The following is an 18,483-nucleotide window of genomic DNA, read 5'->3' as shown; positions in this document are numbered from 1 at the left end:
AAATGATTGAACGTTACGAAACAAAAGCAATGACTAATATTTGAAATATGAAAAATCGTTTAAACTTATGAATGAATTTTCAAATTGATGTTTGTGAATCATTACAACATTTAAATATAATTCCTCTTAAAGATTTTCAATTAATTAAAAAAAATGCTAAATTAGATATTGAATTAATGAATAAATTAGAATTAGAAACTAAGCATGATGTAGTTGCTTTTACTAGAATGTTGAGTGCTAACTTAAAAACTGAAAGTCGTTGAATTCATTATGGTTTAACTTCAACTGATATGGTTGATAGTGTCCAAAATCTACAAATAAAATTTTCAAATGAAATTATTGAAAAAGCTTTAATTACTTTACAATTGAAATTAAAAGAGTTAGCGTTTAAATATAAAAATCAATTAGTAATTGGTCGCAGTCATGGTATTTTTGGTGAACCAACTTCATTAGGATTAAAATTTGCTTTATGATACGATGAAATAAATAGACAGTTAGTAAGGTTGGAATTAGCAAGAAAACAAGTTGAAGTTATTAAGATTACGGGTGCTATGGGTAATTTTGTTCATATTTCGCCAAAAGTTAGTGAATTTATTGCTAAAAAATGAAAAATGGAAGTTGACAGTTGTGCTACGCAGGTAGTACAACGTGATCGTTTGATTTTTTTAATTACACAATTAAGTTCAATTGCTACAACAATTGAAAAAATAGCTTTAGAAATTCGTTTGAGTCAACGTAGCGAAGTTAATGAACTTTTAGAGGGATTTTCTATTTCACAAAAAGGTTCAAGTTCAATGCCACATAAAAAAAATCCAATTCGTTCTGAAAATATTTGTGGTTTAGCAAGATTAGTTCGAAGTTATAATAGTATAGTATATGAGAATAATTTATTATGGTATGAACGTGATATCTCTCATAGTTCTAATGAACGCATTATGTTACCTGATATTTATCATATATTAGATTTTATTATTAATAGAATGACAAATATTTTAGATAATTTAGTAATTAATACTAGTGCCATGGCAAATAATATTGCTAAAGCTAATGAACTTTATTTTTCACAAGTAATTTTATTGACTATTATTAAAAATAATCCAAAAATAACACGTGAAATTGCTTATGATTTTATTCAAAAATGCACTTTAGAAGCACAAAATAAAATGATTAATTTTAAAGATGTATTAATAAAGAATAATATTAATCAATATTTAACTAGTGAACAGTTAAATGAATGTTGTAATAATAATATTTTTTTAATAAATGTTGATTATATTTTTAAAAAAGTTTTTAAAGATAAATAATGTTTAATATTAAATTTAATTAGCATTTAATTTATTAATTTTTATTTTTTTTATTTTATCTAATAATCAATAAATATAAAAGATTAAGAAAATATTGTAATTAGTCACTAGATTATATAAGTTTAAGGAGTGAAAATTATGAAGAAATACAAAATCGATAATAGTTTTCCTTTTATAAATCAACATTTTAATTTTATTACAAGCTATGATGATAATGAAGAACATTTTTATGATGTTTTAGATGATCGATACTTAAAAGATAATGGAGAATTAGATATTAATTTATTAAAAAAGAAAATTAATAAAATAAAAATAATATTATATTATATTAGTAATAAGAAATATAAATGTGAAAAAACATTGCAGTCATATATTAAAAAAACAATCTATATTTCTTTCTTATAATATAAATATTATTAAAAAGTTAGAAATTTTCGAAAAACAAAAAACAAGTAAAATTTTTAAATTTAAGAATAAATTAGTTAAGTTTTTAACTTTTGGTTATTATAATTTTGAAAAAAAACGAATTAACAAAATAGTATGTGAAAAAGTTAATATAAGTAATCAAAAAGAAGAATTGAAAAAGGTTGGATTAAAAATTTTAAAACTTAATAATATTTTAGAAAAAATAGAAAAAGAAAAAAGAAGACAATGAGAAAAAAATGATCTTTTGAGACATTGATATGATTTTGCAATTTCAGGAAAATTACAAAATCAACCATTAATGAGTAATGGTAATCAGTATTTACCAGTAAATAATTATGATAATGAAAAAAGTAGTGTTCTTTCACACGTAAATAGTGATTATCAGTTTTACTTAAATGTTGATATAGATGCTGTTAACTCTGATAATGGTTTTAATAAAAATCAATATCAACAAAAATGTTCGATTTTATAAAAAAATAAAGATTAATAAAATATTATTAATTTAAATAAGTATTACAATAAAAAATACTATTTTAATGTAAAATTATAATTATTAAATTTAGGAGCAAATAATGACAAAAAAATTTTATATTACTACCCCTATTTATTATCCTAGTGCTAAGTTACACTTAGGACATGCTTATACAACAATTATTGCTGATGTTTTAGCTCGCTATAAGAAAATGCAAGGTTATGAAGTATTCTTTTTAACTGGAAGTGATGAACATGGTCAAAAAATTGCTAAAAAGGCGGATGAAAATAAACAAACTCCACAAAAATTTGTTGATGATATTGTTGTTGGGTTTAAGAATTTATGAAAAAACTTAAATATTGATTATGATAAATTTATTAGAACAACTGATAAAAATCATATTTTAAGTGTTCAGAAAATATTCAGCAAATTATTAAAACAAAATGATATTTATTTGGGAAAATATGAAGGCTCATATTGTATTTCTTGTGAAGAATTTTTGACAGATAGCCAAATTAATAAAACTAATAATACATGTAAAATATGTCAAGGTAATATTACTACTTTATCAGAACCATCATATTTTTTAAAATTGGAAAAATATACTAAACAATTATTAAAATATTATGATGAACACCCATTATTTTTATGACCACTTAATCGTAAAACGGAAATGATTAATAATTTTATTACGCCAGGCTTAGAAAATTTAAGTGTTACTAGAACGAGTTTTACTTGAGGGGTACCAGTATTAGAAAATCCAAAACATGTTATTTATGTTTGAATTGATGCATTAAGTAATTATTTAACAGGATTAGGTTATTTACAAGATGATGACATTAATTTTAAAAAATTTTGACTAGATTCAAATTGTGAAATTGTGAATTTAGTTGGTAAAGAAATTAGTCGTTTTCATATGATTTATTGGCCAATTTTATTAATGGCATTAAACTTGAGACAACCAAATCGAATTTTGGCTCACGGTTGAATTACTAATGAAGAAGGAAAAATGTCAAAATCAAAAGGTAATGTTATTGATCCTTTAGTATTAGTAAATCGTTATGGTGCAGATGGATTACGGTTTTTTTTAATGAAAGAAATTATTATTGGTCATGATGCAAAATATAGTCATGAATTATTTTTAAATTGTTATAACTCTTATCTTGTTAATGATTTAGGTAATTTGCTTTCGCGAACAGTTACAATGATCATTAAATATTGTGATGGTAAAATTCCCAAAGTTAATTTAAATAAGTTACAACCAGAAGCAATAGAAATAATTAAAATTATTAAAAGTACTATTAATGATTTTAATATTGAAATGGATGAGTATCAAATTCATGAAGCAATTAATGTCGTTTTTAAATTAATAACTAGTGGTAATAAATTAATTGATTTAACAAAACCATGAGATTTACATAAAAATAATAAAACTATTGAATTACATAATATTTTAAATTTATTAGCAAATATTTTAATTATTAGTAGTGCTTTATTAAGTCCAATTTTGGTTAATAGTTCATTAAAAATTCATGAACAATTGGGTGTCTTAAAAATTACTAAACCAATAGTCAATATTAACTTGAATGAAGTTTTTAATAAATCTGTTAATAAAAAAGAGTTATTATTTCCAAGATTAAATATCGAAGATGAATTATCATTTTTAAACAATGCATTTAAATAAAATATAAGAGTTATTAAAAAAATGTCAGTTATAGATAATAAATATCCAATTCATTTTGTATGAATTGGAGAAATACCAATTACTGTAAGAAATAATATAATTTATGCGGCTTTATTACACCAACATGAACGTGAAGTTATTTTATGAATTTCTAAAAATGAAAAAAATAGAGAAATTACTGAAAATGAAAAACAACAACATAAGTTACTTAATAATATTAAAATTATTAGTTTAAAAGAAATAGAAAATTTAGAAAATAATGATGTAGTAATATTTGAACAAATATTTAAAAATAATAGATTAGCAATTAAAGAAAAACTAAAATCAGCATCAGATTTTATAAGAATTGTTATATTAAACCAATATGGAGGCATTTATTTAGATGGTGATGTTGAATTAAAACGTTCACTCCCTAGATTTCTTTATGCTTGTTATGGTATTTTATTAAATATTAAAATTAAAAAAAATGATAATTATAAATTATATTTTGATACAGATTTTTATGATGTAATTGTTGTCACAAAACATTCTAAAATTATTAGTAAGGTAATAAATGAATTAAGAGAAGAATTAGATCAAAAAAATAATCCAACATATGATGTACGAGAATTGGTAAAAATTCAAAAAATTGTTAATTATATAATTGAAAATAATTTTAAAGAAGAAGAAAAAGAAATATTATATGATGCTAATAGTCAGTATATAGGAGTAGATTTTTATTCAATGAAAAATAATTTATATTTTTCATTAAAGACTTTTAGAAAAATGGCATTTCCATCAGAATTATTTTCTTCTTTCGATATTGGTTATCAACACGGTTCCAATAATTGAAATGAAATAAATGAAACCGAATATAATAAACAAAGAAGATTACAAAAAATATCAGAAGAGTATGCAAAACAAATAAAAATAATAGAAAACATTTCAATAATGATTACATTTGAAGGTAATTATAGTGAAAAAAATAAATTTTTATTTCAAAAGCATTTTCAAAAACTTAAAGAGATTTATAATGAGTATATATGAATAATAATTAATATTAAAACTGATTTAGGAGAAAATAAGTTAAAAGTTATTGAATGAAGTAATAAAAGTAAAGATGAAATAAATATTGAAGGTAAAAAAAGAGAATACAGTTTAAACTATCAAGTAGAAGAAAAACAAAAAAATACAACAAAATTTTTATACATTTTTGGTGAAAATTAAGAGTTAAATGTGAAATTTATTCGGGTTCATAAAATGGAACAATAACTTTTAAAGTATCTGGCTCTTCAGTTTTTAGTAAACGTTTGTCAATTTTATAAAGGTTACTATTAGACATTGCAATTCAATCCAATAAGTCTTTTTCATAAGCAATTTCTTCATAGAAATCAATTAAGAATCAGTCATAAAATTTCGCAGTTAAATTATCATTATTTTCACGAGCACTTTTAACAAGTTTATTAGTAAAATCAAGTAATTCTTCTTTAGTAGATTTTAATTTTTTTAATGCTTCTTCAATGTTTTTTGTAGTAAAAGTTGGAACTTTAATGTCTTTAATTTCAACTTGAGCATCTTGATCCATTAAATAGTTACAAATTTTACGAATATGAACAACAGCATCAGCTGCTTCTACTTGGAAGAAGCGTGCAAACCCAGGATATCCTTTTTGATTTGCATCATTACTTAATTTAAAACTAAGCATTTGATATTTTAGATGTTCACTAATATAATCATTTAGATCATCGTTAATTTTTTTAATCATTAAATACACCTTCTTTCTTGGCTTTATATGTATTATACTACTTTAATACTATATATATTAAAATAAATTAAGAATAAAAATATTGTTAATTAATTGTTTCTGTTGCATTTTTTATGAAGTAAGTTCAGTGAATAGTTCAAGACCAATTTGATCATGTGCTCATTTATTTGGATGAACATAATCAAAGAAAAAATTATTATTAATAGTTTCTGGAGTTGTTCCATCAATATATTTTGGATTTAAATTTAAAGCTAAACCGGGAATTGATCATTTTATTGATTCATTAGTAATATTTTTTCCTATTTCTTGTGCTTCAGATAATAAATCACTAAAATTAGTTTCTAAGTCAAACGGTCTGATATTAATATCAGAATTATTTTTTATTAATTCAGTAATTTTATCATTTCATTTGTTATTATATTCATTTGATAAGTGGTTTGCTACTTCTTTAACAGATTGTTTTTCATTAACATATTTTGGAATATTACTAATGTTAGGCACATTGGCAATTATTAAATTTTGAGCACCAGCATTAATTAATGTATCAACAGTTTCAAACTCAGTTGTTATTGCATTATTAATAATTGACTCTTGTTTTGCTGTTGAATTTTCATCCATAGCAGAAAGCAGATCATTACCACCTATTTCAATAAAAATATCATCATTTTTTTGTATTTTATGATCTTTTAATAATTGATTAGCTTGGTGGTCAATAGAATAATGATTTAAGAATAATTGATATTCTCAACTATGATTTTGTCCGGCTTGTGCTCCACTTACAGCATAGTTATTACCTTTTTGATATCAAGCTGGTAATAGTTCTGTTCCTAGTTTTTTCGCTAAAATACTAGCAGCAACATCGCCATTAGTAAATGAATTATGATAAAAAGGTTCTTGAAATTTAACTTTATCTATATTTCAAGTATCATAAGTAAAAATATTAGATAAATTACCATTATCTGATAAGCTGTCGCCAAGGACATATAATTGTGATTTAACACTTATTTGTTCATTAAAATGTTTTTGGATGGGTTACACTTTATTGGACACTAATTACATAGACAAGTGAACAAATTAGTTAAAAGAAAGGAATTATAATTATGGTCACTATTAACTCATATTCAGATGAATTTAAAAAACAAATAGTAGCTTTATATCAAAGTGGCAAATCAGTATCTTGCCTTGTTAAAGAATACAATGTTACAAGAGCAGCTACTTACAATTGAATTAAGCAATTTACTAATTCAGGTAGTTTTAAAACTAAAGATAATCTTTCAGATTTAGAAAAACAATTAATTCAAGCAAATAAAGAATTAAAACAGTTACGAATGGAAATTGATATTTTAAAGCAAGCAGCACTAATAATAGGCAGAAAGTAGAGATTATTGCAAATAATAAATCTAAATATAAAATTCGCACAATGTGTCATTTTTTAAAACTCTCTAAATCAACATATTATTTTAATTTAAAGAAAAAAAATAAAATTCAAAATAATATTTATGAACAAGCTGTTATTAGTGCTTTTAAAGAAAATAAAGAAGTTTATGGTACTAGAAGATTAAAATTCATACTAGCAAACCAAGAAATTTATTTATCACGCAGAAAAATTAAAGAAATTATGAATAAGCATAATTTAATATCAAAATACACTAAATTATCATTCAAAAATTATCATAATAAAGTCAATGATAGTCAAATAACCAATCTTGTTAATAGAAACTTTAATAATAGAATTAAAAATGAAGTTATTGTTAGTGATTTAACTTATGTTCAAGTTAATGGTAAATGAAACTATATTTGCCTATTAATCGACCTATTTAACCGCGAAATTATTGGACATAGTGTTGGAGTTAAAAAAGATGCATCATTAGTATATCAAGCATTTATGCAATCAAATCACTGTTTAAAAGATATTGAAATATTTCATACTGATCGCGGTAATGAATTCAATAATAAAACTATTGATAAACTTTTATTAGCTTTCAACATAACTCGATCTTTAAGCAAAAAAGGATGTCCTTATGACAATGCTGTTGCTGAAGCAACTTTTAAAACTTTCAAAATTGAATTTATTAATGATAAAAATTTTACATCATTAATCCAATTAAAATTAGAATTATTTGATTACATCAATTGATATAACAACATAAGAATTCACAGTACTCTAAACTACCTAACTCCAATTAGTTATCAAAAACAAATGTCTACCAAAAAATAGTCCTAAAAAGGGTTGCCATTCCAATATTCTCTTTTAAAAATTAATAACTTAACTTAACTTAATAGTAAGTTATTACCTTCATATTACCATATTAGTAGTAATCAGTAAATAATGTTTTATTACAAAAATAAAAATTGATTTTAAAAAATGATTATATAAATTTAATTATTTATTAAATTTAATGCAGTTTTTAAGAATAATTTTATTGTAAAAAAAATAAAATGTGTTAATTTTAAATCAAAAGATTAGTTTTTTACACATTTACTTTATTTTTAAAGTAAATGGGTTTTTTATAAAATATTGAAAGGGAATAGGAAAAATGAGTAGAAATATAGCAGTAGCAATTGAAAATTTAGTTAATTCGAAAATAGTAGAAGAGTGAGTTTTTCTTTTTGAACAAAAACTTGAAAAAGAAAAATTAAGAAATTCAGAATATATGAAGTTACACAGCAAAGATATATTTTTTAAATATATGTTTTTTGATGAAGATGAAAAACTTGAAGAAATTGAAAAAGCAGAAAAAAAAATAAAAATAAAATTAAAAAAAATAGAAAAAATTGAAGCAAAAATAGAAAAAATTGAAGCAAAAAATAAAGAAAAATAAGAATGAAAAAGAAATTGAAGATTTAAAAAATGAAAAAACAAGACTTAATAAAAAAATCGCTTGTTTACATTTACTTATAGATGATAAAAAAGAAGAAGTAAAAGATTTAGAGTTACAAAGATGTAAAATATTAGAAGAAAAAAGTAAAAATGAGAAAAATAATTTCTTATCAAAAGAAGATAGAGAAATACGAGATATTGAAAATAAAATATGAAAAATTATTTTAGATAATTATTTTCAAGATAAAAGTAATAAGAAACTTATATTAAAAGAATATGAGGAATATGCAAGTAATTTTAAAAAAACTATTAAAGAATTAAAGATTGGTGATAAAAAATGTTATGATGCATTATTAGATATAGTTACAACCTTATATAAAGACGTGTCAAGAGACAAATTATTTTTAGAAAGAGAAAACATAAAAACTGATGGTTGACAAGATATAAATTTAGATGAAGATTCAACAAGATTACAAAATTTATCTTTAGAAAATAAATTTAAAGAGGCTTTTTAATAATCTGTGTATCTTTGTTTTACAAAGTTACTAATTTAGATTAATTCTGTCTTCAAATTTTATCATAAAATGAGCAATTGCTGTATTTCAATTTTGAATAGGCAATGTTCATTTTTTTGTTATATTTTCAATTGCCAAGTAAAATATTTTGAAAACTGCCATATCATTAGGAAAAACTTTTTTATTTCTGATGATTTTTCGTAATTGACTATTAACAGATTCAATAGCATTTGTAGTATAAATCACTCTTTTGATTTCTACTGGATAACTAATAAAAACCATTAAATTATCTCAATTTTTATATCAAGATTTAGTAATTTGAGGATATTGTTTATTTCATTTACTTTCAAACGATTCTAAAGCTTGCATTGCTTGTTCTTCACTACATGCACTATAAATTGGTTTTAAATCTGCAACTAGACATTTTCGATGTTTGTATGAAACATATTTTAAACTATTTCTAATTTGATGAACAATGCATAATTGATGTTCTGTTTTAGGATAAACTGATTGTATTGCTTCTGACATGCCTGTTAAATTATCACTACAAGCAATAAGAATATCATTTAAGCCACGATTTTTCATTTCTGTGAAATTAGATAATCAAAACTTAGAACCTTCATTTTCACTAATTCATAATCCTAAAACATCTTTTTTGCCTTCTAAATCAACTCCTAATGCTATATAAACTGATTTGTTAATAATCCGTTTATCTTGTCGTACTTTAACTACTATACAATCAAAATAAACAATAGGATAAATACTTTCTAATGGTCGATTTTGTCATGCTTTAACATCATCAATAACATCATCAGTAATTTGACTAATAACACTTTCACTAATATCAGCACCATGATATAACTCTTGCAACTGCATTCTAATGTCAGATAATGTCATTCCTTTTGCATACAAGGAAAGAACTTGTTGATCAAAACCATCAAATCTTCTTTGCCTTTTAGGAACTATTACAGGAGTAAAATTACTATTGCGATCTCTTGGTACATCAATTTCAATTTTACCTTGTTGAGTTATTAATTTTTTTGAACTTGTACCATTACGAGCATTTTCAGTAGTACTATGTTGATTTTTTTCATATCCTAAATAATTTTGCATTTCAGAATTCAACATTTTTTCAACTAATCTTTTTGTTAATTCTTTATATAAACCGCTAGGTTTAAAAACTGTTGTTAAATCTTCAGTATTTTCTAGTAATAAATCTACTGCTTTTGATATTGGATCATTATTATTAAAGTTATCTTTTTTAGCCATCTGTAACTCACTCTTTCTAGTCATTTAATTATATTTACTAGAATTAATTAAACATAGTTATTTTTGTAAGTTACACAGATTACTAAACATTTCCAATTTAAACCATCTTTGTAGTCAAAAAATGGAAAGAGAATAAAAGATGAAAGAAACTATAGAAAAAATAAATAATGAATTAAAAGAATTTTGAAATAAAAATCAAAAAAAACATCCTGATATTTGTAAAAATTTAGAGTTATTAGGAATTGTGGTTATAAAAGGTGGTGTTCCTATGATTGGAGGTGCTTTATTTGGTGCTTTAATTGGAGTTGCAGGAGGACCTATTGGTATAACTGTGGGCGTACCTATTGGTGTATTGCTAGTTTTTAAAGGTGCACTTCTTCAATTTAAACCAAGTATTGATGAAAAATATAACCAAATCAAAAAGACAAAAAAACTAGAAAAATTATTGAAAAGACTAGAAAGTATTGTAGAAGAAGTAAATTTGCAAGAAGAAAATATTATAACAATAGAATCTGACAGTGAATTAAGAGAAGAAAATTTATCTGATATTTTAAGAAAACATAAATTGTACAATGAAGAGTGTAGAAAAAAATTTTTTGAAGATGATCAATCATTTAAATCTGAAACAAAACTTCAAGATTGAGGAAAAAATATAGGTGAAGAAGTGAGGTTTTTTAATAATCTGTGTATCTTTGTTTTACAAAGTTACTAATTTAGATTAATTCTGTCTTCAAATTTTATCATAAAATGAGCAATTGCTGTATTTCAATTTTGAATAGGCAATGTTCATTTTTTTGTTATATTTTCAATTGCCAAGTAAAATATTTTGAAAAATGCCATATCATTAGGAAAAACTTTTTTATTTCTGATGATTTTTCGTAATTGACTATTAACAGATTCAATAGCATTTGTAGTATAAATCACTCTTTTGATTTCTACTGGATAACTAATAAAAACCATTAAATTATCTCAATTTTTATATCAAGATTTAGTAATTTGAGGATATTGTTTATTTCATTTACTTTCAAACGATTCTAAAGCTTGCATTGCTTGTTCTTAACTACATGCACTATAAATTGGTTTTAAATCTGCAACTAGACCTTTTCGATGTTTGTATGAAACATATTTTAAACTATTTCTAATTTGATGAACAATGCATAATTGATGTTCTGTTTTAGGATAAACTGATTGTATTGCTTCTGACATGCCTGTTAAATTATCACTACAAGCAATAAGAATATCATTTAAGCCACGATTTTTCATTTCTGTGAAATTAGATAATCAAAACTTAGAACCTTCATTTTCACTAATTCATAATCCTAAAACATCTTTTTTGCCTTCTAAATCAACTCCTAATGCTATATAAACTGATTTGTTAATAATCCGTTTATCTTGTCGTACTTTAACTACTATACAATCAAAATAAACAATAGGATAAATACTTTCTAATGGTCGATTTTGTCATGCTTTAACATCATCAATAACATCATCAGTAATTTGACTAATAACACTTTCACTAATATCAGCACCATGATATAACTCTTGCAACTGCATTCTAATGTCAGATAATGTCATTCCTTTTGCATACAAGGAAAGAACTTGTTGATCAAAACCATCAAATCTTCTTTGCCTTTTGGAAATGTTTAGTAATCTGTGTAACTTACAAAAATAACTATGTTTAATTAATTCTAGTAAATATAATTAAATGACTAGAAAGAGTGAGTTACAGATGGCTAAAAAAGATAACTTTAATAATAATGATCCAATATCAAAAGCAGTAGATTTATTACTAGAAAATACTGAAGATTTAACAACAGTTTTTAAACCTAGCGGTTTATATAAAGAATTAACAAAAAGATTAGTTGAAAAAATGTTGAATTCTGAAATGCAAAATTATTTAGGATATGAAAAAAATCAACATAGTACTACTGAAAATGCTCGTAATGGTACAAGTTCAAAAAAATTAATAACTCAACAAGGTAAAATTGAAATTGATGTACCAAGAGATCGCAATAGTAATTTTACTCCTGTAATAGTTCCTAAAAGGCAAAGAAGATTTGATGGTTTTGATCAACAAGTTTTTTCCTTGTATGCAAAAGGAATGACATTATCTGACATTAGAATGCAGTTGCAAGAGTTATATCATGGTGCTGATATTAGTGAAAGTGTTATTAGTCAAATTACTGATGATGTTATTGATGATGTTAAAGCATGACAAAATCGACCATTAGAAAGTATTTATCCTATTGTTTATTTTGATTGTATAGTAGTTAAAGTACGACAAGATAAACGGATTATTAACAAATCAGTTTATATAGCATTAGGAGTTGATTTAGAAGGCAAAAAAGATGTTTTAGGATTATGAATTAGTGAAAATGAAGGTTCTAAGTTTTGATTATCTAATTTCACAGAAATGAAAAATCGTGGCTTAAATGATATTCTTATTGCTTGTAGTGATAATTTAACAGGCATGTCAGAAGCAATACAATCAGTTTATCCTAAAACAGAACATCAATTATGCATTGTTCATCAAATTAGAAATAGTTTAAAATATGTTTCATACAAACATCGAAAAGGTCTAGTTGCAGATTTAAAACCAATTTATAGTGCATGTAGTGAAGAACAAGCAATGCAAGCTTTAGAATCGTTTGAAAGTAAATGAAATAAACAATATCCTCAAATTACTAAATCTTGATATAAAAATTGAGATAATTTAATGGTTTTTATTAGTTATCCAGTAGAAATCAAAAGAGTGATTTATACTACAAATGCTATTGAATCTGTTAATAGTCAATTACGAAAAATCATCAGAAATAAAAAAGTTTTTCCTAATGATATGGCAGTTTTCAAAATATTTTACTTGGCAATTGAAAATATAACAAAAAAATGAACATTGCCTATTCAAAATTGAAATACAGCAATTGCTCATTTTATGATAAAATTTGAAGACAGAATTAATCTAAATTAGTAACTTTGTAAAACAAAGATACACAGATTATTAAAAAGCCTCTTGCCTTTTAGGAACTATTACAGGAGTAAAATTACTATTGCGATCTCTTGGTACATCAATTTCAATTTTACCTTGTTGAGTTATTAATTTTTTTGAACTTGTACCATTACGAGCATTTTCAGTAGTACTATGTTGATTTTTTTCATATCCTAAATAATTTTGCATTTCAGAATTCAACATTTTTTCAACTAATCTTTTTGTTAATTCTTTATATAAACCGCCAAGTTTAAAAACTGTTGTTAAATCTTCAGTATTTTCTAGTAATAAATCTACTGCTTTTGATATTGGATCATTATTATTAAAGTTATCTTTTTTAGCCATCTGTAACTCACTCTTTCTAGTCATTTAATTATATTTACTAGAATTAATTAAACATAGTTATTTTTGTAAGTTACACAGATTACTAAACATTTCCTTTTATTTTTATAATCCGCATTTAGATTGAATACCACAATTATTGCAAGTATAACAACCAGCGCTAAAGACAAGGACTCCTTCTTTACACATTGTACATAAGTCACCTAAATCAGTACCAATTTTACGATCTTGACGATCATTACGTCATCCTGGTTTAATTGGTTTTGTTTCATTAATACTATCGGCAAAAGTTTCAGTTAGACCAAGATCACTTAAGTTAACTTGCTCTTGCATTTGATTATCATCATCGGATAAAGATAAGACTTGACTATCTCTACTTCCATCAACATAAACAGTTCCACCTTTTGCTCCATCTTTATATAATTTGTAATATATTTGTTCTACTTTTTTAACAGTGTAACCTTTTGGAGCATTAACAGTTTTTGAAATTGAAGAATCAACTCAACGCTGAATAATACATTGTACATTAGCATTATCTTCAGGTGTTAATTGCATTGCTGAAACAAAAATATCTGGTAATGGTTTTTCTTTAAATTCTGGATGATACTGTAATCAGTCATTTACAATTTTTGCTTTTACTTCCATAAATTTGCCAAGTCTTCCTGAACGGAAATATGAAAAGGCAAAGTATGGTTCAAGTCCTGTTGATACACCAACCATAGTTCCGGTTGAACCTATTGGAGCAACAGTTAATAAATGTGAGTTACGGATACCATATTTAAGAATATCATTTCTGATGTCTTCAGGCATTGTTTTCATGAAGCCACTATTAATAAATGCTTCGCGTGATTTTAAAAATGGAAAACTTCCTTTTTCTTTAGCAATATTAATTGATGCACGATAAGCACTAGTAGTAATAGTTTCAAAAATTTTATCAACTACTTCATTAGCTTCTTTTGAGCCGTATTTTAGATTACTTCAAATTAGTAAATCATGTAAACCCATTACTCCTAGACCAATTCTTCGTTCACCAAGTGCTTGTTTTTATTTGCTTCTAAAAAGTATGGAGTGCTATCAATAACATCATCTTGCATACGAACACAAGTTGTTACAGATTTACTTAGTTCATCGTAAAGAATTTCACTTGTTTTTTTATTAACAAAATTAGCTAAATTAATTGCTGATAAATTACACACTGAATAGGGTGCTAATGGTTGTTCACCACAAGGATTAGTAGCAACAACACGCATACCATATGCTTGAGCATTAGTCATTTCATTAGCTCTATCAATGAAAAAAATACCAGGTTCTGCTGAATATGTAGCACAGAAATTAATTAAATCTCATAAGTCAGATGCATTAATTGTATAATAAGTTTTAATTGGATAACCCATTTTTTCTCAATCATGAACATCACCAATTTTATTTCAATGTTCATCATAAGCTTGTTTTTGAGTTACAGTATAATTATCTAAGTCAGGGAAACGTAAATTTCATTTACCATTTGTTGCAACGGCATTCATAAATTCATCACTAATTGTTACTGAAATATTAGTTCCGGTTAAAAAATCGCTTTTAATTACTTCTCAAGATCCACCAAGTGCTAGTTTATTTTTAGCATTTTCTATTATTTCTTCATTAAAAAGTTGTTCATTATTTAAGATTGATTCAAAAATATTACGATCTTGGTCACTAAGTACTTCAAATTTTAATTTTTTACTTGCTTCATCACGAATTAAACTTGATTTTGAATTTTCTTTTAACCATAATAAAATTTTTGCATTTTGCATTTTTGAAATAATAAATTCGATAATATCTGGATGTCAATCAGCTAGCATAATCATTTGTGCGCCACGTCGTGATCCACCTTGTTCTACTAAATGAGTTAATGTAGATAAATCGTTTAATCAAGAAACAGCTCCTGAAGATTTACCACCAACTGTTTTAGCAACAGTACCTTTTGGTCTTAGTGTTGAACCATTAGAACCAACACCACCACCATGTGACATAATTTCCATAACTTCTTGACGATGGGCAGCAATTCCACTTCGTGAATCATGAATAAAAGACATTACGAAACAGTTAAAAAAAGTAACATCAGAATCACTACCAGCCCCATATAAAACTCTTCCGGCAGGTACTATATTTAGCGATTTTAATTGCTCATAAAATTCGGATAAATAAACAGATCTTAATTTTGGTGATTCTTTTGTAGTTAATGATTTACTAACACGATAAGCAATTTGTTCATAAAATAACTCTAGTGGTTTTTCAAGTTCATATTTTTGTTTGTGGATAATACCAGCTTTACCAGAAATTTTTATTAGTTCAGGATCAATTGAGCCTAATTATTCATCTTCAATTTTGATAGCATAAACTTGATTTTCTAATTCTTCAACAACATAACCAATTCCTCTAGTTGGAAAAATAGCGTCTTCACGGATAATACTAATTACCAAATCACCTCGTTTTAAAGTAATTAAATTTTTGTCTTTTTGTGCATAACGATCAAGCATTACCATTCTTGATACACCTTCATGAGTAATTTTATAATCTTTTTCTATTGTTTTTAAGTGTGTAAAATGCTTACTAATATCTTCATTTAAATTATTTTTTAAACTTTCACTGTACATAAAAATTCACCTGACCCTTTACAAATTTATTCTTATTATAACAATTGATAAATTTAAAGTCTAAATTTACATTGTTAGTAACTTATTATTTATTTCAGAAAATAATACGCTTTAAAATAATATCATAATTTATTTTATTGAAATAATTTAATTTTAAACATTGTCTAATTGTTTATTATAAATTTTTATAAATTTAAATTTATTTTATAGTTAAATATTTTTTTCTTTTTTTAAAATTAATAAGTAAAATATATTTTTATGTAAAAACTATTACTATTAAATAATAGTTTCTTTTTATTTTAAATATGATATTATGATTCTAAAATTTTATATTAAAGTTTTTTTGTTTAACTTATTACTTGGTTTTTAAAGTAATGAGTTTTTTATGTTAAAGGAGGATATTTAAATATGCCTATTCAAAATTATCAATCAATTAATGGTGATATTGAAAATGTAAATTCAAGAGAAAATATAGCAACTATTTTTTCAAGTATTAGAAAAAATGCTTTGAAAAATTTAATCATACACGGTTTTAAATTAGGTTGTTTATGTTGTATGGGAGCCTTATTTACAGCTTATATTGAAAATGAAATGACTAGTGATAGATTTAATAGTTTTTGAGAATTCCTTAAACAATTTAAAAATTATCTTTCTTGAGGTTTAGCAAGTATAGGGTTTGGTATTATTTTAGACAAAACTGCTTTTGCATATTTTGATGCTGTTATTATTGATATTAAAGAATTAATAACAGATGAAAAAATATTTACAAATGAAGAATTAGTTGCAGAAAAAATAAAAGAATTGGAAGAAAAAATTAAAAAATTTCAAGACAAGGAAATTGAAAATCGTGAAGAAATTAAATTATTTAAAGAGAATATTTGGAAAGAAATTGCTGTTTCTAAAGATTGTTCAAAGTGTAAAGTAAATGATGAAAATTTTTATACTAATAATTTTCTTAAAGAAGATTTTAATCACAATATAAAATATATTAATAATTTTGTATACTCAAATGAATTTGAAAGACAAAAAATAAATGATGATAATCAGTTTTTAAAAAGTAGTTCTAAATCAAAATCAGCAAAATTATAAATAAAAAATGATGTATACTGTGATTGTAATTTGTATGAATCAAAAATGGAAAGGGAAATAGTTTTTGTATATTTAAATTAAATAAGCGGCAAGCAAGTTTGAAAGAAAATATAATAATTAATGTGATTACTGTTTATATTAATGTAATTTAGTTTGTAGTTTACTTCTCTTTTATTTTTAAAATTTAGTTTATAAATATATGAATTTGATTTATTTGATAACTAAAAAGTAATAGTATCGTTATCAATAAATTCTATGTTATGATAAATATAGTTAAAAGGGTATATAGAATCAAGAAAGTGTATTATCAATAATTTCAAAAATGTAATTGATATTACGTTAATCTTTGAAAATATAAGCAACGAGTTTTAGTAAAAGTAAAATTTAATTTATTAAATGTTTTTTTATTTGGAGGGAGAAAATTTATATATTAAGATAAATTAATTGTAATCATATATTATGGGAGGCAAAAAATGAAAATTGTATTATCTGGTGTAGTTGGTGTTGGTAAGAGCACTATTAGTAGAGAATTAGAAAAATTATTAAAATATAAAATTATGGACGAGCCAGTTACTAGTAATCCCTATTTAGATGATTTTTATCAAAATCCTTTAGAATATGCTTTTAAAATGCAATTATTTATGCTGATGGCACGAAGTAAACAATTAAAAGAAGCACAAAATTTTAACAATGTTATTTTTGATCGTAGTATTTTAGAAGATCCTATTTTTGTTGAGGTATTAAAAGCTCAAAACAATATGAATGATAGAGATTATGAAGTGTATTTAAATTTTTATAATAATGTTATTATTTCATCACTTTATTTTGATCCACAAATTAAGCCCGATTTAATTGTCTATTTAAAAGCAAATCTTGAAAACACAATTGAACGCATAAACCTTCGTGGTCGTGAATCAGAAAAACATGTACCTCATGAATACTGAAGTTTATTAAATAAAAAATATGAACAGTGATATGAAAAAGAAAAAAATAACTTTAATTTTTTAGTAATTGACACTAATGATTTAACTCCTAAGCAAATAGTGCAAAAAATAATTGATTATATAAAATAAAATTTCTTATTGAAATCAAATTTTTATTTAGTCATTTTTTCTCATGTTATATTAATAATTATTGTTATTTTTCCTTTACTTTAAAGGTAATTACGTTATAATATTGTATGAGTCAAATATTTAAA

General features: G+C 24.0%; 15 protein-coding genes and 3 pseudogenes. 12 read left to right on the top strand and 6 right to left on the bottom strand.

Features of this window, described 5'->3' with window-relative positions; all coding sequences use genetic code 4:
* Positions 1–2 precede the first annotated feature (2 nt).
* From purB to AACK94_RS07300, 5 genes are all read left to right on the top strand, one after another.
* Complete coding sequence (purB, locus tag AACK94_RS07320) at positions 3–1,304, top strand: adenylosuccinate lyase (protein ID WP_338975691.1); 1,302 nt, start codon at positions 3–5, stop codon at positions 1,302–1,304.
* Positions 1,305–1,442: 138 nt separating this feature from the next.
* Entirely contained in the window at positions 1,443–1,709 is a 267-nt protein-coding gene (locus AACK94_RS07315; protein ID WP_338975690.1) for a hypothetical protein, read from the top strand.
* Positions 1,654–2,202 (top strand): hypothetical protein, encoded by a 549-nt coding sequence (locus AACK94_RS07310; protein ID WP_338975689.1) that lies wholly within the window; start codon positions 1,654–1,656, stop codon positions 2,200–2,202. The genes AACK94_RS07315 and AACK94_RS07310 overlap by 56 nt, the downstream gene beginning before the upstream one ends.
* A gap of 100 nt (positions 2,203–2,302) precedes the next feature.
* Positions 2,303–3,886, top strand: a complete 1,584-nt coding sequence (gene metG / locus AACK94_RS07305) for a methionine--tRNA ligase (protein WP_338975687.1) — start codon at positions 2,303–2,305, stop codon at positions 3,884–3,886.
* 21 nt (positions 3,887–3,907) lie between these two features.
* Positions 3,908–5,092, top strand: a complete 1,185-nt coding sequence (locus AACK94_RS07300; RefSeq protein WP_338975686.1) for a glycosyltransferase — start codon at positions 3,908–3,910, stop codon at positions 5,090–5,092.
* 16 nt (positions 5,093–5,108) lie between these two features.
* On the opposite strand, the gene AACK94_RS07295 is transcribed toward AACK94_RS07300, so the two are convergent.
* Positions 5,109–5,630 carry a ferritin-like domain-containing protein gene (locus tag AACK94_RS07295; protein WP_174481292.1) on the bottom strand — a complete coding sequence of 174 codons (522 nt, stop codon included), beginning with the start codon at positions 5,628–5,630 and terminating at the stop codon, positions 5,109–5,111.
* A 111-nt stretch (positions 5,631–5,741) separates the two neighbouring features.
* Entirely contained in the window at positions 5,742–6,617 is an 876-nt protein-coding gene (locus AACK94_RS07290) for an SGNH/GDSL hydrolase family protein (RefSeq protein WP_338976382.1), read from the bottom strand.
* 113 nt (positions 6,618–6,730) lie between these two features.
* On the opposite strand from AACK94_RS07290, the gene AACK94_RS07285 reads away from it, so the two are divergent.
* The 3 genes from AACK94_RS07285 to AACK94_RS07275 all read left to right on the top strand — a co-directional run bounded on the left by AACK94_RS07285 (position 6,731) and on the right by AACK94_RS07275 (position 8,966).
* Positions 6,731–7,848, top strand: a protein-coding gene (locus AACK94_RS07285) for an IS3 family transposase (protein ID WP_338975572.1) whose coding sequence is annotated in 2 segments (ribosomal slippage) — positions 6,731–7,001 and positions 7,001–7,848 — 1,119 coding nt in all. Because the reading frame shifts where the segments join, the coding sequence is not laid out codon by codon here.
* Between the two features lie 319 nt (positions 7,849–8,167).
* Positions 8,168–8,452, top strand: a complete 285-nt coding sequence (locus tag AACK94_RS07280; protein ID WP_338975685.1) for a hypothetical protein — start codon at positions 8,168–8,170, stop codon at positions 8,450–8,452.
* Complete coding sequence (locus AACK94_RS07275) at positions 8,427–8,966, top strand: hypothetical protein (RefSeq protein WP_338975684.1); 540 nt, start codon at positions 8,427–8,429, stop codon at positions 8,964–8,966. The genes AACK94_RS07280 and AACK94_RS07275 overlap by 26 nt, the downstream gene beginning before the upstream one ends.
* Positions 8,967–8,996: 30 nt before the next feature.
* Here AACK94_RS07275 and AACK94_RS07270 read toward each other — a convergent pair whose 3' ends face one another.
* Positions 8,997–10,235, bottom strand: a complete 1,239-nt coding sequence (locus tag AACK94_RS07270; protein ID WP_338976315.1) for an IS256 family transposase — start codon at positions 10,233–10,235, stop codon at positions 8,997–8,999.
* A gap of 139 nt (positions 10,236–10,374) precedes the next feature.
* Here AACK94_RS07270 and AACK94_RS07265 point away from each other — a divergent pair, with 139 nt between their 5' ends.
* Positions 10,375–10,947 carry a hypothetical protein gene (locus tag AACK94_RS07265; RefSeq protein WP_338975683.1) on the top strand — a complete coding sequence of 191 codons (573 nt, stop codon included), beginning with the start codon at positions 10,375–10,377 and terminating at the stop codon, positions 10,945–10,947.
* On the opposite strand, the pseudogene AACK94_RS07260 reads toward AACK94_RS07265, so the two are convergent.
* Positions 10,944–11,876 (bottom strand): annotated as a pseudogene (locus tag AACK94_RS07260) (IS256 family transposase); the annotation flags it as partial. The gene AACK94_RS07265 and the pseudogene AACK94_RS07260 overlap by 4 nt on opposite strands.
* Before the next feature lie 88 nt (positions 11,877–11,964).
* On the opposite strand from AACK94_RS07260, the gene AACK94_RS07255 reads away from it, so the two are divergent.
* Complete coding sequence (locus AACK94_RS07255) at positions 11,965–13,203, top strand: IS256 family transposase (RefSeq protein WP_338976380.1); 1,239 nt, start codon at positions 11,965–11,967, stop codon at positions 13,201–13,203.
* Between the two features lie 33 nt (positions 13,204–13,236).
* Here AACK94_RS07255 and AACK94_RS07250 read toward each other — a convergent pair.
* Together AACK94_RS07250 and AACK94_RS07485 are read right to left on the bottom strand one after the other, a co-directional pair.
* Positions 13,237–13,566 (bottom strand): annotated as a pseudogene (locus AACK94_RS07250) (transposase); the annotation flags it as partial.
* 102 nt (positions 13,567–13,668) lie between these two features.
* Positions 13,669–16,196 (bottom strand): annotated as a pseudogene (locus AACK94_RS07485) (vitamin B12-dependent ribonucleotide reductase).
* Positions 16,197–16,604: 408 nt separating this feature from the next.
* Here AACK94_RS07485 and AACK94_RS07230 point away from each other — a divergent pair.
* Positions 16,605–17,285, top strand: coding sequence for a hypothetical protein (locus tag AACK94_RS07230; RefSeq protein ID WP_338975678.1), 681 nt, complete (start codon positions 16,605–16,607; stop codon positions 17,283–17,285).
* A 473-nt stretch (positions 17,286–17,758) separates the two neighbouring features.
* On the top strand, positions 17,759–18,358 hold the full coding sequence (locus AACK94_RS07225; protein ID WP_338975677.1) for a deoxynucleoside kinase: 600 nt from the start codon (positions 17,759–17,761) through the stop codon (positions 18,356–18,358).
* Positions 18,359–18,483: the final 125 nt, after the last annotated feature.

This window comes from Spiroplasma endosymbiont of Monopis laevigella (assembly GCF_964019975.1).
GTDB lineage: Bacteria > Bacillota_I > Bacilli_A > Mycoplasmatales > VBWQ01 > Spiroplasma_E > Spiroplasma_E ixodetis_A.
Note: the sequence above shows the minus strand (reverse complement) of the source record. Positions and strands in the feature narration are given on the sequence as shown.